Annotated in this window: 17 protein-coding genes; 4 read left to right on the top strand and 13 right to left on the bottom strand. The window is 71.0% G+C overall.

Going from position 1 to position 17,934, the window contains the following annotated elements; all coding sequences use genetic code 11:
- Positions 1–24 precede the first annotated feature (24 nt).
- Genes OG972_RS04425 through OG972_RS04405 form a run of 5 tightly spaced genes read right to left on the bottom strand, consistent with a single transcriptional unit; the run spans position 25 to position 5,410 of the window.
- Positions 25–777, bottom strand: a complete 753-nt coding sequence (locus tag OG972_RS04425; protein ID WP_266978444.1) for a response regulator transcription factor — start codon at positions 775–777, stop codon at positions 25–27.
- A 29-nt stretch (positions 778–806) separates the two neighbouring features.
- Positions 807–3,464: an FtsX-like permease family protein gene (locus OG972_RS04420; RefSeq protein ID WP_266978442.1), complete on the bottom strand. Its 2,658-nt coding sequence runs from the start codon at positions 3,462–3,464 to the stop codon at positions 807–809.
- Entirely contained in the window at positions 3,461–4,126 is a 666-nt protein-coding gene (locus OG972_RS04415; RefSeq protein ID WP_266978440.1) for an ABC transporter ATP-binding protein, read from the bottom strand. Before OG972_RS04415 ends, OG972_RS04420 begins: the two co-directional genes overlap by 4 nt.
- On the bottom strand, positions 4,113–4,799 hold the full coding sequence (locus tag OG972_RS04410) for an ABC transporter ATP-binding protein (protein ID WP_266978438.1): 687 nt from the start codon (positions 4,797–4,799) through the stop codon (positions 4,113–4,115). Before OG972_RS04410 ends, OG972_RS04415 begins: the two co-directional genes overlap by 14 nt.
- A 5-nt stretch (positions 4,800–4,804) precedes the next feature.
- Positions 4,805–5,410, bottom strand: a complete 606-nt coding sequence (locus OG972_RS04405) for a hypothetical protein (RefSeq protein WP_266978437.1) — start codon at positions 5,408–5,410, stop codon at positions 4,805–4,807.
- Between the two features lie 145 nt (positions 5,411–5,555).
- On the opposite strand from OG972_RS04405, the gene OG972_RS04400 reads away from it, so the two are divergent.
- Complete coding sequence (locus tag OG972_RS04400) at positions 5,556–6,851, top strand: HAMP domain-containing sensor histidine kinase (protein ID WP_266978435.1); 1,296 nt, start codon at positions 5,556–5,558, stop codon at positions 6,849–6,851.
- Positions 6,852–6,857: 6 nt separating this feature from the next.
- On the opposite strand, the gene OG972_RS04395 is transcribed toward OG972_RS04400, so the two are convergent.
- From OG972_RS04395 to OG972_RS04385, 3 genes are all read right to left on the bottom strand, one after another.
- On the bottom strand, positions 6,858–7,352 hold the full coding sequence (locus OG972_RS04395; RefSeq protein ID WP_266978433.1) for an FBP domain-containing protein: 495 nt from the start codon (positions 7,350–7,352) through the stop codon (positions 6,858–6,860).
- 55 nt (positions 7,353–7,407) lie between these two features.
- Complete coding sequence (locus OG972_RS04390) at positions 7,408–7,911, bottom strand: NUDIX hydrolase (protein ID WP_266978431.1); 504 nt, start codon at positions 7,909–7,911, stop codon at positions 7,408–7,410.
- Positions 7,912–8,022: 111 nt separating this feature from the next.
- The gene (locus tag OG972_RS04385; RefSeq protein WP_266978430.1) at positions 8,023–8,652 is read right to left on the bottom strand and encodes a helix-turn-helix transcriptional regulator; all 630 of its coding nucleotides are present in this window, start codon (positions 8,650–8,652) and stop codon (positions 8,023–8,025) included.
- Positions 8,653–8,739: 87 nt separating this feature from the next.
- Between OG972_RS04385 and OG972_RS04380 the strand changes: the two genes are divergently transcribed.
- Complete coding sequence (locus tag OG972_RS04380; RefSeq protein WP_266978428.1) at positions 8,740–10,131, top strand: MFS transporter; 1,392 nt, start codon at positions 8,740–8,742, stop codon at positions 10,129–10,131.
- Between the two features lie 282 nt (positions 10,132–10,413).
- Here the strand turns inward: OG972_RS04380 and OG972_RS04375 are convergent, their stop codons facing one another.
- The 3 genes from OG972_RS04375 to OG972_RS04365 form a co-directional block, all read right to left on the bottom strand.
- Positions 10,414–11,313, bottom strand: a complete 900-nt coding sequence (locus tag OG972_RS04375) for a hypothetical protein (protein WP_266978426.1) — start codon at positions 11,311–11,313, stop codon at positions 10,414–10,416.
- Positions 11,310–12,323: an SPFH domain-containing protein gene (locus OG972_RS04370; RefSeq protein WP_266978424.1), complete on the bottom strand. Its 1,014-nt coding sequence runs from the start codon at positions 12,321–12,323 to the stop codon at positions 11,310–11,312. Before OG972_RS04370 ends, OG972_RS04375 begins: the two co-directional genes overlap by 4 nt.
- A 297-nt stretch (positions 12,324–12,620) precedes the next feature.
- Positions 12,621–13,250: a TetR/AcrR family transcriptional regulator gene (locus OG972_RS04365; protein WP_266978423.1), complete on the bottom strand. Its 630-nt coding sequence runs from the start codon at positions 13,248–13,250 to the stop codon at positions 12,621–12,623.
- Positions 13,251–13,412: 162 nt separating this feature from the next.
- Here OG972_RS04365 and OG972_RS04360 point away from each other — a divergent pair, with 162 nt between their 5' ends.
- Complete coding sequence (locus tag OG972_RS04360) at positions 13,413–14,279, top strand: phosphatase PAP2 family protein (RefSeq protein WP_266978422.1); 867 nt, start codon at positions 13,413–13,415, stop codon at positions 14,277–14,279.
- The gene (locus tag OG972_RS04355) at positions 14,276–15,241 is read left to right on the top strand and encodes a hypothetical protein (protein WP_266978421.1); all 966 of its coding nucleotides are present in this window, start codon (positions 14,276–14,278) and stop codon (positions 15,239–15,241) included. Before OG972_RS04360 ends, OG972_RS04355 begins: the two co-directional genes overlap by 4 nt.
- An 81-nt stretch (positions 15,242–15,322) precedes the next feature.
- Here OG972_RS04355 and OG972_RS04350 read toward each other — a convergent pair whose 3' ends face one another.
- Both OG972_RS04350 and OG972_RS04345 read right to left on the bottom strand, forming a co-directional pair.
- On the bottom strand, positions 15,323–15,877 hold the full coding sequence (locus tag OG972_RS04350) for a PadR family transcriptional regulator (RefSeq protein ID WP_266978420.1): 555 nt from the start codon (positions 15,875–15,877) through the stop codon (positions 15,323–15,325).
- Positions 15,878–15,905: 28 nt separating this feature from the next.
- Positions 15,906–17,921 carry an NADPH-dependent 2,4-dienoyl-CoA reductase gene (locus OG972_RS04345; protein ID WP_266978419.1) on the bottom strand — a complete coding sequence of 672 codons (2,016 nt, stop codon included), beginning with the start codon at positions 17,919–17,921 and terminating at the stop codon, positions 15,906–15,908.
- Positions 17,922–17,934: the final 13 nt, after the last annotated feature.

The raw sequence follows: 17,934 nt of genomic DNA, 5'->3' as shown, positions 1-17,934 counted from the left end.
GGACTGTAGACGAAAGTGGCGGGCTCATGCTCCGCGGTGATCGTGACCGGCACCGTCGGTTTCCAGACGGTAGCCGTGTCCTCGCAGTGTGGTGATCCGCGGCAGGTGCAGGGGCGCCGCCGCGGCGTCGGCGGCCGCGTGGAGCCGGTTGCGCAGCGACGCCATCGTCACATCGAGGGTCTTGGTCGGGCCGAACCAGTTCTCGTCCCACACCTCCGACATCAGCCTCTCACGGGTCACCGCGATGTCCGGCCGCCGAGCCAGCGCCGCGAGCAGCTCGAACTCCTTCGGACGCAGGGCGATCTCCCGTCCGGCCAGCAGACAGCGCCGGGCGGCCGTGTCCACGGTCAGATCACCCAGCTCGATCGGCTCCTCCTGCGGCGGAGCGGCGGGGCGGCGGCGCAGATGGGCGCGGAGACGGGCCAGCAGAACCGTCAGGCTGAACGGTTTCACCAGATAGTCGTCGGCCCCGGCGTCCAGCCCGGCGATCACATCGATCTCTTCGCTGCGCGCGGTGAGGATGACCACGAGCACCTCGGGGAACCGGGTACGCAGCCGCCGGGCGATGTCCAGCCCGTCCCCGTCGGGCAGCCCGAGATCGAGCAGCACGACGTCGTACGGGGAGCGTTCGGTCTCGGCCAGGGCGGTCGTCCCGGTGCGGCACCAGGTCACCGCATATCCGCTGCTCCGGAGGCCGGTGTCGAGGTGGCGCCCGATGGTCTCGTCGTCCTCGACGACCAGGACTCGGGGACCGTCTGAGGCTGTCGCTGTACGCATGCTCCGAAGCGTAGGAGGAACGACGTCTCTCACAGGTCCCTGAGTTCCTCGACGGCGGGCCGGTGCGAGCGGCGTGCGCCGTTCAGCGCCGCGGCCGCGACGGCACCGACCGCGGCCAGCCCGGTGACGGTCAGATACACCCATGGCACGGCGACCGTTGCGGGTGGCGGGTCGAACACCCCGGTCAGGACCTTGACGAGCATCTGCGACAGCGCCCAGCCCATCACGGCCCCGCCGGCCAGTCCACCGGCTGCGACCACGGCCGCTTCGCTGAGGACGAGTCCGCGCAGTTGCCCGGGCTTCGCACCCAGGACGGTGGCGATGGCGAACGTCCTGCGCCGCTCGGCCAGTCCCAGCGCCAGCACGATCCCTCCCGCACCCGCGGCCAGCACGATCGCGAAGGCCAGCTCGATACGGGTGAGCCCGGCGAGGTCGACGGAGGTGAGGCTGGATCCGACCGCGGAGCGGGTCTGGCTGATGTCGCTGACGGTCGCGGTCGTCCCCAGCCGCTGCCGGAGCAGCCCTGCCACATCCTTCTGATGCGCGCCGCCGGTGTCGACGAGGAACGCACCGATGGCGTCACTGCCGGACGTCCGGGCGATGTACGAGGCGTTGGCGATGAAGAAGCTGTCCTTCGGCGCGGTCGGGAACTCCTTCACGACGCCCGCGTAGTGGAAGGGCACGGTACGGAGCGCCCTGGTGCGGCTGTCCTGCACACGCAGCTTCACCGTGTCGCCCGGCGAGAGCTGGAAATCGTGCACCGTCTCCGCGCTGACGAGCAACGAGTCGGGACGTTGGGCGAGGCGGGCCATGAGCTGCCGCGCCGTACCGCCCGCGAAGTACGCGTCCTGGAGAGAGGTGGCGGCGGCGATGGACCCGGGTCGCACACCGTACAGGTCCTGCAGATCCGATCCGACGTACGCGAACCGGTGCTGGACGGGCTCGACGTGGCGCACTCCGCGCACCGCGAGCGCCGCCGCACCGGACGGGCCGGTCGGAGATCCGGGCGGCTCGGTCACCGTGACATCCGCGCCATTGGTGAGCCGCGCGTCGACCTCGGCCTGCTGCTTGTACGTGGCATTGAACGTGGCCGTGGACGCCGCGAACGAGAGCGCGAGGGCGAGCAGCACCACCGACCGGGCCAGCGGGCGCCGGCGGCGGGACAGCGTGGCAGCGGTCGTTCCGGACAGGGTGCCGGTCAGCGGCCGGGCGAGCCGGACCAGCACTCCACGGCCATGGGCGAGCGCGAGTATGGCCAGACGCCACAGCAGGAGCGCGGAACCGAACCAGAGCAGCGCGGGACCGAGGAACGCCCAGTACGACACGGAGATGCTCGCCACACCCTCGGGTGCCAGCACCAGCGCGTACTGGTTCCCGCTGGAGGCCCGGAAGACGAGCAGCGACACCGCGAGGAGGATGAAGTCCACTCCGCACCGCATCCACCAGGGCGAGCGGGGAAGGCCTTGCGTCCGTCGTGCCTCGGTCACGGTGACCGACCGCAGATCACGCAGAGCCGGTACGAGCACGGCCGCGGCGGCGACGGCGATCCCCAGCGCCAGCGCGACCGCGTACCAGACCGCCATGGAGCCCGCTGTGGCCCCGAACGATGCGGTGCCGAACACGATGTGTCCCGCGAGCGCTGCCACGCCGAGCCCGAGCAGCCCGCCGGTCACGCCGACGAGGCCCGCCTCGGCAGCGGCCAGCGTCCCGACCTGCCCGGCCCGCAGCCCGCGGATGCGCAGGATGGCCTGCTCACGGCGGCGGCGTTCCGCGCCCGAGCCGGCCACCGCCGCGGTCAACACGGCGGCGACCACGACGCCGGGCACGCCGAGGAAGAGGAAGAGGATTTGTGCGTACAGCGCGTCCTGGCGGGCCGCGTCGAGCGCGGCACCGAGGTTGTCGCCGACCAGTGCGCCGCCGGAAGTGCGCGCCTCCAGATTGTGGGCGGCCTGTGTGACGGCGGTGAACGCGGCGGCGGGGTCGGCGGGCAGCCGGGCGTCCCTGGCCACATGGACCTGCGTGGTGACGGCCGACGGGTCCACCGCGGTGAGCGGTGCGGTCAGCGCGGCGAATCGGACCGCCGGCATCAGGACGACGTTGTCCGGCGGGGCGGTCGGCTGGGACTGGGGCGGGGCGCCGACCTTCTGGAACAGGGAGTCGGCCTGCGGCAGGTCGATGACTCCGTCCACCCGCACCCGTGCGCCGTGCCCACCGGGCAGGGTGATCGTGACCGTGCCGCCGGGCGCCACATGGAGGTTGGCCGCGGTCTGCTGCGCCAGCAGGATCCCGGAAGGGGACCCGGTCAGCGTACGGACCGTATGCGGGAACGCCTTCTCGTACCCGGCAGGCAGCCCGAGCACCACACCGGGGCCGGTGCTCTGGGTGCTCCCGCCGGCATGTGCCCGGAATCCGGTGGTGCGGGCGATCCCCACCTTCAGTGCCGTGTGCACTCCGTGGGCCGACCGCACGGCCCCGAGCACCGTGTTCGGGTCGGCGCCCGGCTGGACCTCGACCTGCCAGTCCACGGCGACTGAGCGCACCGCACGGTCGGTCATCGTCGACTTGGACGCCGTGAGGAAGGAACCGAGCGCCGCGACGAGGGAGACCGCGAGGGCGATGCCCGCGACCGTCGCGAACAGCCTGCCCGTACGGTGCCGCAGCAGCCCGCCGATCCAAGCGGTGATCATGATTCCTCCTCGGGCGTGCTCAGCAGCCGCCCCTCGTGCATCACCCTGCGTGTGGCCAGCCGCTCGGCGACGGCGGGGTCATGGGTCGTCACGACGAGCGCGGCGCCCGTCTCGTCGGCCGCCGCGAGCAGCACGTCGACGATGTGCCGGCCGGTGGCCCGGTCGAGCTGCCCCGTCGGCTCGTCGGCGAGGATCAGCCGGGGCGCGAACGCCAGCACCCGGGCGATGGCGACCCGTTGCCCCTGGCCGCCGGAGAGTTCCTCCGGCAACCGGTCCGCCAGGTCGGCCGCATCGACTCGGCCCAGGGCCGCCCGCGCGATGTCGTCCGCCCGTCGCTCGCTCATTCCGGCGAGGACCAGGGGCAGCGCCGTGTTCTCCGCGACGTTCAGCGCCGGGATGAGACTGGGCCCCTGGAAGACCAGCCCGATCTCCCTCGAGGAGCCCAGCGCGGGCCGGCGCACCTCGCCGCTGGTGGGCTGTTCGAGCCCCGCCATCAGATGCAGCAGCGTGGACTTCCCCGAACCGGACGGCCCCGTGATCGCGATCCGTGCTCCGGCGCGGATCGCGCAGGTGGCGCCGTGCACCGCGACCACGGCCGCCGCACCGCGCCCGAACGTCCGCGCGGCGTCCCGGCAGTCGACGAGAACCTCAGACGGACTCATCACGGATCCTTCCGTCGTCGAGCGCGATCACACGGTCGGCGATCCGCACCGCTTCGGCGCTGTGCGTGACGATCAGCACCCCGCGCCCGGCCTCCGCACGCTCGCGCAGCAGAGCGAGGACGCGCTGCTCGGTGACACCGTCGAGCTCTCCGGTGGGCTCGTCCGCGAGCAGGACATCGGGGTCGTTGGCAAGAGCGACCGCCAGGCCCGCACGGGCCAGCTCTCCGCCCGCCAGCTCCTGCGGCAGGGCGCGGGCGCGGTGGCCCAGCCCCACCTGCTCCAGCAGCTCGCCCATGTCCTGGGGACTCCCGGAGTTCACCGCCGCGCGTGCCAGCCGGATGTTGTCACGGACACTCACATGCGGGACGAGATTGTCCGACTGCAGCAGGACACCGATCCGCCGGGCCCGCAGCCGGGCCCGCTCCGTCTCCGGCCGGTGGCTGATCCGCACCCCGGCGACGTGCACGACACCGCCGGACGGCTCGTCCAGCCCGGCGAGACAGGCGAGCAGGGTGGACTTCCCGGAGCCGGACGGGCCGGTGACGGCGACGGTCTCGCCGCGCCGCACCCGCAGGGAGACCCCGCGCAGCGCGAGTGTCTCCTCCTCCCCGGTCCGGTAGAACCGGTACAGCTCATGGGCGACGAGCGCGTCCTCGTGTTCCGTGTCGGACATGACGGTCATCGCCAGGCGAAAGAGTCGGTGACGATGCGCCAGGGGTCCACGTTGTCGGCGTGCACCGGGCCGGACAGCGTCACGTCCACCTCGTGGCCGTTGTGGAAGAAGGAGTACCGCTCGAAGGCGTCACGGACGACCTTGCCCGTCACCGGGTCCGCGGCGGAGTCGCCCCGATAGGTCAGCAGTACGGCCTTGCCCGCATGTCGGGAGACCACCGATACCTTGCCCGCCGCGAACTTCGGGACCTGATGCCCGAGCGCGGGTACGGTCTCTGTGGTGACGGACTTGGCAGTAGGCGCGGTGGAGACCTGGACGGGGACGAGCTCGATCCGGTTCAGCTTGTCGGTAAAGGTGGTGGCCGACCCCTTGGACGTACGGGCCCAACCCTCCGGCACCTTCACGATGAAGCCCCTGCCGGGCGGGCTGTAGGCGACGTATGCCTGATTGTCGGGGATGTCGCCCGGGGGGTTGGACTCGGTTGGTGCGGCGGCTGTCGTTCCGCCGTTCTTCGCCGAGCCGCTTCCGTTGCTGCCCCCGCCACCGCAGCCGGCGGCCACAGCGGCGACAAGGACCACACCGACGGTGGGAACGACAATTCTGCTGCGCATGATCATGCCCTTCTCGCGAGACGGACGGTCATGTCTGCGACGCTAGGCAGCACGCGGTTAAGGCCCTGCCCGCTCCGGGTTAGACGACGGCAAAACCCGCAGACGGCAGCGCAGACCGGGGCCTGCAGCCCGCCATGATGAGGGCATGAGACAGCGTGTGGTCCGCGTGGCCGTCGCAGCCGTACTGGTCGCCCTCGTCCTGTTCGCCCTGCCGCTGGCGGCCGCCATCCGGCTGTATCTCGTCGCCGACGAGCTCAACGCGCTGGAACGCGACGCGCTTGCCGCCGCCGTGCGCGTGAGTCCGGACTTCACCTCCGGCGACCCGGTGGAGCTGCCCGCGGCAGGCAGGGGGAGCCAGCTGGGGCTGTACGACGCGCGGATGCGGCTGCGGGCAGGCACGGGACCCGCCGACGCGGGCGGCCCCGTCCGCCGGGCGGCCGCCGGAAAGCTCGTACGCGCTCATGACGGTGGTCAGCTCGTGGTGGCCGTCCCCGTTCCTCACGACGAACAGGTGATCGGAGTGGTGCGCGCCTCCTCCGACACGGGCGCCGCCATGTGGCGACGCGTGATCACGGCATGGCTCGCACTGCTGGGCATCGCCCTGCTCGCCCTCGGTGCGGCTGTCTTCACCGCCCGTCGACAGGCCCGCGCACTCTCCGGACCCCTGGAGGACCTCTCCCGGACCTGCCGGGCCGTCACGGACGGCGACCTCACGGCCCGTGCGGCGCCCAGCGCCGTCGCCGAGATCGACCAGGTCGCCAGAACCCACAACGAGATGGTCCAGCGGCTGGCCCAGCTCCTGCAGAATGAGCGGGACTTCACCGCGAACGCCTCCCATCAGCTGCGCACCCCGATCACCGGCCTGCAACTGGGCCTCGAATCAGCGCTGTCGACCCCCGGCGCGGACCTGCGGACCGCCGTGGAGGAGGCCCTGGAACGCACCAGGCATCTGCACGGCACGGTGGAGGAGGTGCTCCAGCTCGCCCGCACACAGCAGCCCGCGCCCGCTTCGGCAGCCCTTGAGCCGCTCGGGCGGCTGCTCGACGACCTGGAGAACCGGTGGCACGGGCTCTTCGCCCGCGACGGCCGGCGCCTCGATTTCCCCGTCGCCCCCGAGCTCCGCAGCGTTCCCGTACCGGGAAGGCCCCTCGCTCAGATCCTGGACATCCTGCTCGACAACGCGCGCGGCCATGGCCACGGCTCGGTCGAGGTGAGCGCGCGGGACCTCGCGGACGCGGTCGCACTCGACGTCCGCGACGAGGGTGCGATCCGTACCGACCCGGCGGCGCTGTTCGCCCGCGGGCACACGACCGGCACCGGAGCGGGTATCGGCCTCGCACTGGCCAGGGAGATCGCCGAAGCGGCGGGCGGCCGGCTTGTCCTGGCGAACCCCGGACCCACGACGTTCACCCTGCTGATCCCGCTGGGCGGATCCGCGTGACCCGGCTCAGACGAAGAGCGTGCCCAGGAACGCGGCGAGGTTGGTTCTGGTGCGTTCCACCTGCTGCTCCAGCGTCAGCGATTCCTTGAAGCGGCCGCCGGAGGCCGGGACCTTTCTCCCGCGAACGTACAGGGAGCAGGCGAGATCCGTGCAGATGTACACCCCGACCGAATTCCCCTCCCGCCTGGCCGGGCCCGTCTTGGGGGCGGTCATCAGGGAGACACCGCTGCCCGGGTGTGTGGTCAGGCAGAGCGAACACATGCTGCGGTGCAGGAAACCCCGCTGCTGGGAGGGGAACCGGAGAGTGATGCCGGTCAGTTCGCCGTCGTGCTCGGTGACGATGTAGCTGCGACCCGGCGCGGCGAGATCGCGCCACCCCAGGAAGTCCAGGTCGTCCCAGGGCTGCTCGGCAAGATCGCGCGGCATCGGCAGACGCTTCGCCTCACCCTTCGAGCAATTGACGAACGACGCGCGGATGTCCTGTTCAGCCACGGCCTTCATACCGAGAACGCTAAACTTGCCTATGGCTCCTAGGCAAATGATTAATGGGCCTAGGTCATGAGGCGTCTCCGGTGGCGGTCCTGATGTCCAGGCGGTGTGCGGGGGGATGGTCGACGTTCAGATCGGGGCGCCAGGCCGTAAGGATCTGCGCCGAAGGGTCGAAGAGCGGCCCCGGCAGGGCGTCGAGGCCGGTCCACTGCCAGGCGCTGATCAGATGGGGTTCGGTCACCCGCGGGTTTGCGTCCCGCACCGATACGGCGGCGGCCATGGTCACGCGGTTGATGCCGGCAACCACGTCGTGGAGCATCGCGAAGACCCTCACCCGGTCCTCGGGAACGTCGAGACCCGTCTCCTCACGGAGCTCACGCACGGCGGCGGCGGCGATCGACTCGTGCGTCGGGTCGACCTTCCCGCCCGGCAGCTCCCAGGTGCCGCCGTGGTGCCTGCCGAGCAGGATGCGCCCCTGTTCGTCCTGCACGATGACGCCCACACCGAGTGCCGCTTGGGCGACGGGCGGACGGGTGTTGCGTGTGGGGTTCGCCTGGGGACGGGCGTTCATGGTGCTCATCGAGGGGCGGGGCCGCTGCACCCGGTGTGCAGCGGGTGCGGCGGTCCAGGATCCATGACTTCGTGGGAACTGGCCACTGCGAAACCCCGGAGTCCGGGCTCGTCATGACGCTGTTGACGGTGGGGTTGTGCTGGTCACCGGGGCGGGATCGGCCGTAGACGGTTTCGCGCGGACGACTGCTCGGTCGCCTTGTGGCCCGAACAGGTGAAGGATTTCCACGGCGCTCGTGCTCGCCGGACCGAACCAGTGGGGTTCTCCGGTGTCGAACTCGGCCACTTCGCCGGGGCCGAGGGTGAATTCGTGTTCTCCGAGAATGAGGCGTAGCTCGCCTGCGAGGACGTAGAGCCACTCGTAGCCGTCGTGGGTGACCAGTTTCGGTTCTCGGGGAGCCAGTACCTGCTTGAACACCTGCACCCGGCCTGGGTACTGCGTCAGGGGCACGAGGGTGCTGCCGTGCCCTTTGCGCAAGGGGGTGAGATGCACCCGCGGGTCACCGCTGGCCGGTGCGGCCACCAGTTGGTCGAGTGCGATGCGGTGCGCACGCGCGAGCGGGATGAGCAACTCCAGGGTCGGGCGCCGTTTGCCTGACTCAAGACGAGACAGCGTGCTCACCGAGAACCCGGTCGTCGCGGCAAGCGCCTCCAGCGTGAGTCGGCGGTCCCGGCGCAGCGCACGCAGCCGGGGCCCGATGCCGTCGAGTATCTGTTCCAGTTCCTTGTCCACGGAGACCATTTTGCAGTCTTCGCAAATCTGCTGGGCTGCGGTCGTCCTCCGCCCTGAGCATGGCCGGCAGATGCTTCCGGACTTGAGAGGTAGGCCGTGACCGCGACGACTCACGCTGTTCAGCCCGTTCTGAGCGCACGCAGGCGCTGGACGGTGCTGGCCGTCTGCTGTTTGAGCATGTTCCTGGTGGGTCTGGACACCACCATCATCAACGTGGGGCTGCCGGCCATCGGGCGCGGCCTGGATGCCGGGACTCGCCGACTCGAGTGGACCGTGGACGCCTACACCCTGGTCCTGGCCAGTCTCCTGATCTCCTCCGGTGCGCTGGCGGATCGCTTTGGACGCCGACGGGTGTTCCAGTGCGGGTTGGTCGTGTTCGGCGTGGCCTCGCTGGTCTGCGCGATCGCCCCTTCGGTGGGCGTGCTCATCGCGGCCCGTGCTGTCCAGGGAATCGGCGCCTCGATGCTCAGTCCCGTGGCTCTCGCGATCGTGGTGAACGCGATGCCCGACCCGAGGGAGCGAGCGCAGGCGATCGGCGTCTGGGCGTCGGTCTTCGGGCTCAGCATGGCCGCTGGTCCTGTCACGGGGGGCGCACTCATCGCGGGTATCGGCTGGCGCTCGGTGTTCTGGGTCAACGCGCCGGTCATCGTAGTCGCCCTGGCGCTGAGCGCGGTGTTCGTGCCGGAGTCCCGGGCGCAGCGGGCGCAGCGGCTCGACATGCCAGGTCAGGCCCTGCTGACAGCGGTCATTGGGATCTCGGTCGGCGTCCTCATCGAGGGGCCGCACATCGGTTGGACGTCGCTCGTTGCACTTTCCGCGTACGCGTTCGCCGCCGTGGCGGCGGTCGGATTCGTGTGGGTCGAGTCCCGCCGACGCGAGCCGCTGATGGATCCGCAGCTCTTCCGGAGTCCGGTCTTCAGCGGTGCGGTCCTGGGCGCCGTGGCGGTCTTCGTCGCCTTGAACGTGACGCTGCTGCTCAACACCCTCTACCTGCAGCACACCCGGGGATGGACGCCACTGGCCGCCGGGGTGGCGACCTTGCCCATGGCTGCCGGAGCGATCGTCTGCGCACCCCTGTCCGGTCGGCTGGTCGGTCGTCTTGGAGCGCGGCGGCCGCTTGTCCTGGCCGGCGGCTTCATCACGGCAGGCGGACTCTGCCTGGTCAGGCTCGACCTGCACACGAGCGTGCCACTGCTCCTGCTGGCCTACTTGTTCATCGGCATCGGGTTCGGGTTCGCCAACGCGCCGATCACCAACACCGCAGTGAGCGGACTGCCTGCGACGCGTGCCGGCGTGGCCGGAGCGATCACGTCCACCGCACGCCAGTTCGGCTCTGCGGTCGGCATTGCCATCGCCGGCGGACTGGTCGCCGGTACAGGCCCGGCAGGGCTGGCACACGCATCCCGTCCGGGCTGGATCCTGGTCGCCACCTGCGGACTGTTCCTCTTCGTCGTGGCCCATGCATCGCGGCTGCCATCGCGCTCGTGACCCAGCGCCTCACCCGGCGAACCGTCAGACGGCGTACGGCTCGGTGAAGAGACCGTCGCCGTGGGCCAGTTGAGCGAAGGTCTCTTCCTCCCGAATCCTGCCCGGTCGAGGACGAGGATCCGGTCGGCCATCCCGGGGCGCGACTGGCGAGCGGTCGCCATCCGACGTTCGGTTCACCCGCACGGTGGGCCCGATCGAGGGATTGTGTGCCCCGGGGCGGGGCGGGGTGGCTCAGCCCGATTCGAAGACGCCCATTGCGGGTGTCGAGTGGAGGGTGCGTGTTCAGACCGTCAGCCGCAGCGAGGTCGCCGCGATGCCGAGCCGCACCGTCTGACCCAACGTCAATTCCAGTGCGTCGGACTCCATTCCGTCACCGAAGACCACCACCCGGTCCGACTCGACCGTGAGGCGCAGCCGCTGCTGGCGCCTCAGTTCGCCCGCCACCAGCGAGGTGCCGGTCGTGGGCGAAGGCCACGCCTCACGTACGAACCAGATCAGCCGGGGGTCGGTCGGGCGCGGCAGCGACAGTGCGCTCCCGCGCTCCTGCCACAGTGAGCGCAGCCAGCCTGTGGAGCCGGTGCCGGTGCCGACCAGGACCCCGGAGGATGCCTGTGGTTCGGCGGGGGAGTCCGGGGTGTCGGGGCCGAGACGGTATCGCGCCGTCTGGTGGCCGGGCGGGCCCAGATAGATCTCATTGAGGGCGAGGAGGCGCTGGGTGTCATCGGCGACGGCCTCGACCATGGTGAGATCGTCCGTTGTCGCGCCGGGCGATGCGGCTGCCCGGAACAGTGCGGCCGCATCGCCCGGGCGGTGGCGCACCAGTACCCCCGGATTGCGTCCGGGATCGGTGTCGATGCCCACGACGGGCTGGCCGGAGAGATATTTGGCGACGTTGGCGACCAGCCCGTCCTGTCCGACCACGACCACCACGTCCTCCGGACCGAAGAGGAAGCGGTCGAGATCCGCGCGCTCGACCCGCGACTGGCGCCACTGGAGCGGTACGGCCGCCGCCACATCGGCGAGCGCCTGCTGCGTCCGCCCGTGCCGCCGCGCCACCTCCTCGATGGAGCGGCCGCGGGTGGACAGGAAGAACGCGGCCTGGCCGTGTGTGCCGTGCCGGGCGAGCAACTCCTCGTACTCGGTGGTGCGGTGCACGAGCACCGCGCGCGGGGCGAGGCTCACGCGCGTGTCTCCGGGCCGGGCCGGCCGAGCTTGGCGAGCAGGTCGGTGAGGACATCGGGGGAGAGTGTGAGGCTGTCGATGCGCGGCAGGTTCTCGGCGAGCCGGGTGGCGGCCAGGGCGTGCAGCGTCGAGGCGTTCACTTCGCCGTGCACCCGCAGCCAGGCCGCCTGCGACTCGGCGCGCGCGGCACCGACCTCGCGTGCGGCCTCTGCCTCGGCGCGGGCGAGCCGCACCTTGCGTGTCGCCTCGGCCTCTGCGCGTACCCCGTCGGCTGCCGCGTTCTCCTCCGCCTCGCGCCGGGTATTGGTACCGCGCTGCTCGACCAACTGCTCCTCGCGGCGAGCGAGTTCGATCTGGCTGGCCAGTTCGTTCTCCGCGATGGTCCGCTCGCGCTCGACGGCCACCGCCCGGCGCTCGTACGTCGCCCGGTCGGCCTCCTGCTGGATCTGCTCCCGGGCCGGGGTGCGCAGTGCGCGCTCCACCTCTGCCTCGGGGCGGATCGCGACCACGCGCACCGCCACCACATCGATGCCGGTGGCGGGCAGCCGGGGCTCGGCGGCCAGTCCCGCGGCGACCCGTTCCCGTACCGCCGCGACCCCGTCGACCAGCGCGCCGGCCAGCGGGGTGCGGGCCAGCACGTCGAGGGTGTGCTGCTGGGCGGTCTCGGTGAGGAGGGTTGCGATCTGCTCCAACGGCGCACCGCGCCAGACGCCGGTGTCGGGGTCGACGGAGAAGTCGAGCCGGGCGGCAGCCTCGGCCGGATCGCTGATCCGGTATGTCACGGTGGCCTGCACGGTGACGTCCTGGAAGTCGGACGTGCGTGCGTGGAAAGCCATCGCCAACTCGCGTTCGTTGATCGGCACTTCGGAGAGTGCGGCGTGCAGCGACCGGTACCAGAAGCTCAGTCCCGGTCCGTCGTGTGTGAGCCGGCCGCGGTCGTGGTGGCGGATGTGGGCGGTGGGTGCGGAGCGCAGATGGCGCCGGCCGAACCGCTTGGTGATGTCGGCCATGTCGAATCCCCCTCATTGTCGTCATGAAGACGATAATGGGGTCGGTTGATATCGTCAAGGGGACGAGAACGGTCGGACGGGTGCTTGTCCGCCCGTTCGTCGGCGCCGCGCCACAGTCGTATCGAAATGAATCCGCCAATCGTTTGTTCGGTGGACTGGCCGGTGAGCGCCCTGGGAGCACGGGCGGCCGGTGACTCCCGAAGGAGTCACCGGCCGGCCGGACAGTGCGCCGCCCCCGTCCCCACGGTGCGGCGCAGGCGGGCCCTCGTCATCCGCTCGGACGACGGCCCACGTTCATCAGGACCCGGTGTCGGCCGGGTCCAGTCCCAGTGCGGGGAAGATGGCGCTCTCCACGAAGCGGGTGAGATATGCCGCATCGGCGATCTTCGCCTCCAGCAGCGGCCTGGCCCGCATCACGCCCAGCAACTGCGCGGAGACGAACTCCGCCGCGGGGTTGTCCCTGGGGATCTCGCCACGCTCCATGGCCCGCCGGACCATGGCGTCGAGGGCTGCGAGTTCCGGCAGGATCAGCGCCTCGCGCAGCGCGCAGAGCAGCTCCGGGCTCTGCAGTGCGGCATGGCTGAGTGCGTGCATCAGCGGGGTGTCGCGTCCGGAGCCCGCACCGATGGCCTGGGCCGCCTCGCGCAGGTCACCGGCGAGCGAGCCCGTGTCGATGTGCGAGAGCAACATCCGTCGGGTGCTGTGGAGCGCCGCGACGACCAGCTCGGGCTTGGAGCCCCACTGCCGGTAGAGCGTGGACTTCCCGCACCGGGTGCGGGAAGCGACCCCCTCCATGGTGAGCGATTCGTATCCGCTCTCCCTGAGCAGGTCGAGCACGGCCGTGTAGAACTCCTGCGCCCGCTCCGGTGTGATCTTCGAGCGGCGCGGAGCGTGGGCCTGTTCCTGCACGGAATCGTGCGACGACATGTGCTTTCCCTCTCTGCGACTGTGCGACGAGGTCTTCCGATACGTCAGTGTACCGAAACGCGCGTGTACCGATACGCCAACGTATCGGTACACTGGCGTATCGATACGGCATGGACTGGACCATGCCGTCGTAACAGCGCTTCGTCAGCAAAGGGGCACCGGGTGATGTACGCCCGTAGCGAGCCCGCAGATCGGGAGCCGGACACTTCTGCCCGACCGCCCCTCGTCCGCGAGCTCCTTCTCGTCGTAGGGCTCTTCGTGATCTACAAGTTCGGGCGGCAGGCCGCGAACGGTCACGTCGAGGAGGCGTACCGCAACGCCGGACACGTCTGGGACTTCGAACGCGCGGTGCACCTGCCGGGCGAGGGCGCCGTGCAGGGCGCGCTGTTGCACAGCGAGACGCTGATCCGCCTCGCGAACACCTACTACGCGACCGTGCACTTCCCGGCCACGCTGCTCTTCCTGGCCTGGCTGTACTGGCGTCGCCCGCGCCATTACGTCTGGTCGCGTCGGATCCTCGCCGTGCTCACCGGTGCCGCGCTCGCGCTCCACCTGCTGTTCCCGCTCGCCCCGCCGCGGATGTTGGCCGCCGCCGGACTCGTCGACACCGGCCAGGTGTACGGGCCGACGGTGTACGGAGACACTCCGACGACCGACTCGATGGCGAACCAGTTCGCCGCGATGCCCTCGCTGCACTTCGGCTGGGCGCTGATGGTCGCCGTCGGACTGATCGTCGCGACGCGCTCGCGGTGGCGCTGGCTGTGGTTGCTGCACCCGCTCGTCACTTTGCTGGTCATAGTCGGCACCGCCAACCACTACTGGCTCGACTCGATCGTCGTCAGCGCGCTGCTGGCCGTCGCTCTCGCGGCGCTGCGGCTCCAGCGGACGGAGCCGGTCCGCGGGCATCTGCCGTGGCCCTCCGGCGCAGGGGGCGAGCCCGAACTCGCCCGTGCCGCGCTGCCGATGTCCCGTGTTCCCGACCGGGCCGTCTCCCAGGCGTACGCATCGTCGTCCGGGGGCCGGCCATGAACGCCACGCTGATCGCCGTCGCCCTCTCCCTGGTCTCCGCCGCCGCGTACGCCTCGGCGGCGGTGGCTCAGGCCCGGCTCGCCGGACGCACCGATCCGGGCACCGCGGTGCTCCGGATGCTCGGGCGCGGGGCGTGGTGGTCGGCGGTCGGACTCAACGCCAGTGGCGCGCTGCTGCATGTCGCGGCGCTGAAGTACGGGCCCCTCACCCTCGTCCAACCGCTCGGCGCGCTGACGCTGGTCGCCGCCGTGCCGCTGGGTGCGCGCGCCGCCGGGCGCCGGGTGACCGGGACCGAATGGCGCGGCACGATCCTCACCCTGCTCGGCCTGGGCGCCCTGCTGCTGACGGCGGGCGGCTCCGCACCGCACGAGACGCTGAGCCTGGTCGAGGCGCTCGCGGTCGGTGCGGCGACCATGGCGGTCGTCGCCGGACTCAGCCGGCCGGGGGCCCGCCCCGGACTGAGGCATGCTGCGGCATCCGGCATCACGTCGGGCGTCGCCTCGGCGCTCACCCAGACACTGACGGTGGCGGTCACGGACCACACAGGCCCGCTGTTCAGCTGGCGCCTGGTGACGGTGGCGCTGCTCGTCTCGGCCTTCGCGATGGGGGGCCTGCTGCTCTCGCAGACCGCCTACCAGGGGGGTCTCGGCGCGCCGCTCGCGGTCGTGACCCTCGCCAACCCCGTTGCCGCCGCGACGATAGGTCTGGCGCTGCTCGGCGAACGCCTCCAGGGCGGGACGATCGCGCTGGTCCCGGCGCTGCTGGGGTCCGCGGCGGCGGTGCGGGGAGTCATACTGCTCAGCCGGGCGCAGGACGGGACGACGCCGTCGGCGTACCGGGCCAGGATCGAGGCGGAGCCTGCGCCGAGTGTGCCGTCGCGGGTCGTGATCGGCAGTGCCCGGACGACGGATCAGCTGACGCTGCGTCCGGAACTCGGCAGGACGCCGGTCGGCGGGCCGTAAGGGGGCCGGCGCCGAGGGGCATCCGGCGGCTGTTTCCTCCTCGATCTCCCCTATGACCCCAAAGGCACGGGGGAGATCCCCCTACCCCGCCGACGGGCTCGACCCGGTGGCCGGGATCCCGTCCAGAGCCCGTGTCAGCCAGCCGATCCAGAAGTTCTCCAGATCGATGCCGCCGCGGAGTACGAGATGCCGCAGCCGGTCCTCCTCCGAGTTCCGCTCCGGCGGGAAGTCCCGCTCCTCGATCGCCAGATACTCGGCCAGCTGCTTCCGGTGCAGCTCCAGGTGGCGGCGCAGTTCCGCGTCCAGGCCCGGTGCGCCGACCACCGCCGCCGCGCGCATCCGCAGCAGCAGCGGATCGCGGATCTGCTTCGGGTCCTCCCGGAGCGCCACCCACGCGGACAGTGCCGCGCGGCCGGCGGGCAGGACCTCGTACTCCTTCTTCTGCCCACGGGCCGGCTGTGCCGACGGCAGGGCCCGGATCTGCCCGGCCTGCTCCAGCTTTCCCAGCTCGCGATAGATCTGCTGGTGCGTGGACGACCAGAAGTAGCCGATCGACCGGTCGAACCTGCGGGTCAGCTCCAGCCCCGACGACGGCTTTTCGAGCAGGGCGGTGAGGATCGCGTGCGGGAGTGACATGGAGAGCATCCTAGGGACGGCCCGGGCGTCACAGGGCTGCCGCGAGCTCCGTCCCCTGGCGGATGGCCCGCTTGGCATCCAGTTCGGCGGCCACGTCGGCGCCGCCGATCAGATGCGGCGTACGGCCCGCGGCAACCAGCTCCTCGTGCAGTTCGCGCCGTGGCTCCTGACCGGCGCAGAGCACCACCGTGTCCACCGGCAGGAGATGCTGCTCGCCGTCGACCGTCAGGTGCAGACCGTCGTCGTCGATGCGGTCGTACGTGGCGCCCGCGATCATCGTGACGCCTCGGTGCCGCAGCTCCGTACGGTGGATCCAGCCGGTCGTTCTGCCCAGCCCGGCGCCCACCTTGCTCGTCTTGCGCTGCAGGAGATGTACGGTGCGCGGCGGCTTCGGGCGCTCGGGGAGGCGCAGGCCACCACGCTCCCGATACGCAGTGTCGACCCCCCAGTGCCGGAAGAACACCTCCGGGTCAAGGCTCGCCGCATCGCCGCCGTCCGTCAGGAATTCGGCGACGTCGAAGCCGATCCCGCCCGCACCGATGATCGCGACTCGCGGTCCGACGCGCGCGCCGTCACGCAGGACGTCGAGGTAGCTGACCACGCTGGGGTGGTCCAGGCCCGGGATCGCGGGGGAGCGGGGTGTGACGCCGGTGGCGAGGACGATCTCGTCGAAGCCGTCGAGCGTGTCCGGCGTCGCCTTCGTACCGAGCCGGAGCTCGACCTGCTGCTCCGCGAGCCGGGTGCGGAAGTAGCGCAGCGTCTCGTCGAACTCCTCCTTGCCGGGGATCCGGCGCGCCACATTCAGCTGGCCGCCGATCTCGTCGGCCGCGTCGAAGAGCGTCACCTCGTGCCCGCGCTCGGACGCCGATACGGCGCACGCGAGCCCGGCGGGACCCGCGCCGACGACCGCGACGCGCTTACGGGTCCGGGTCGGCGACAACGTGAGTTCGGTCTCGTGGCAGGCGCGCGGATTGACCAGGCAGGAGGTGATCTTTCCGCTGAACGTGTGGTCCAGGCACGCCTGGTTGCAGCCGATGCAGGTGTTGATCGCGTCGGCACGCCCCGCGCTCGCCTTGGCGACGAAGTCCGGGTCGGCGAGGAACGGCCGGGCCATGGACACCATGTCCGCCCGCCCCGAGGCGAGGATCTCCTCGGCGACCTCGGGGGTGTTGATCCGGTTGCTGGTCACCAACGGTACGGAGACCGCCCCGCGCAGCTTCTCGGTGACCCAGGTGTACGCACCGCGTGGCACGGACGTCGCGATGGTGGGGATGCGGGCCTCGTGCCAGCCGATTCCGGTGTTGATGATCGTGGCCCCGGCCGCCTCGATCTCCCGGGCGAGCTGCACGACCTCCTCCAGCGAGGAGCCGCCGGGCACCAGGTCCAGCATCGAGAGCCGGTAGATCAGGATGAAGTCGCTGCCGACCCGTTCGCGGACCCGGCGCACGATCTCCACGGGGAACCGGATGCGGTTCTCGTACGAGCCGCCCCAGCGGTCGGTGCGGTGGTTGGTCCCGGCGGCGATGAACTCATTGATCAGATAGCCCTCGGAGCCCATGATCTCGACACCGTCGTAGCCTGCCTGCCGTGCCAGCTCGGCGGTCCGCACGAAGTCCTCGATGGTCTCCTCGACCTCGTCGTCCGTCAGGGCATGCGGGGTGAAGGGGCTGATCGGGGCCTGGATCGCGCTCGGCGCCACCAGATCCGGGTGGTGCGCGTACCGGCCGAAGTGGAGGATCTGCATCGCGATCCGGCCGCCCGCCGCATGCACGGCGGCGGTTACCTGGGCGTGCTGCTCGGCCTCCGCCTCGGTGGTCAGCTTGGCGCCGCCGGGATAGGGGCGGGCTCGATCGTTCGGCGCGATGCCCCCGGTGACCATGAGCCCGACTCCGCCGCGGGCGCGGGCGGCGTAGAACGCCGCCATCCGCTCGAAGCCGCGCTCGGCCTCTTCCAGGCCGACATGCATCGACCCCATCAGCACCCGGTTGGGAAGGGTGGTGAACCCGAGGTCGAGCGGGCTCAGCAGATTCGGGTACGGGGTCATCCGGCGGCTCCTC

It is taken from the genome of Streptomyces sp. NBC_01669 (assembly GCF_026339735.1).
Taxonomy (GTDB): domain Bacteria; phylum Actinomycetota; class Actinomycetes; order Streptomycetales; family Streptomycetaceae; genus Streptomyces; species Streptomyces yanii.
This window is presented reverse-complemented; position numbering and strand designations above follow the sequence as displayed.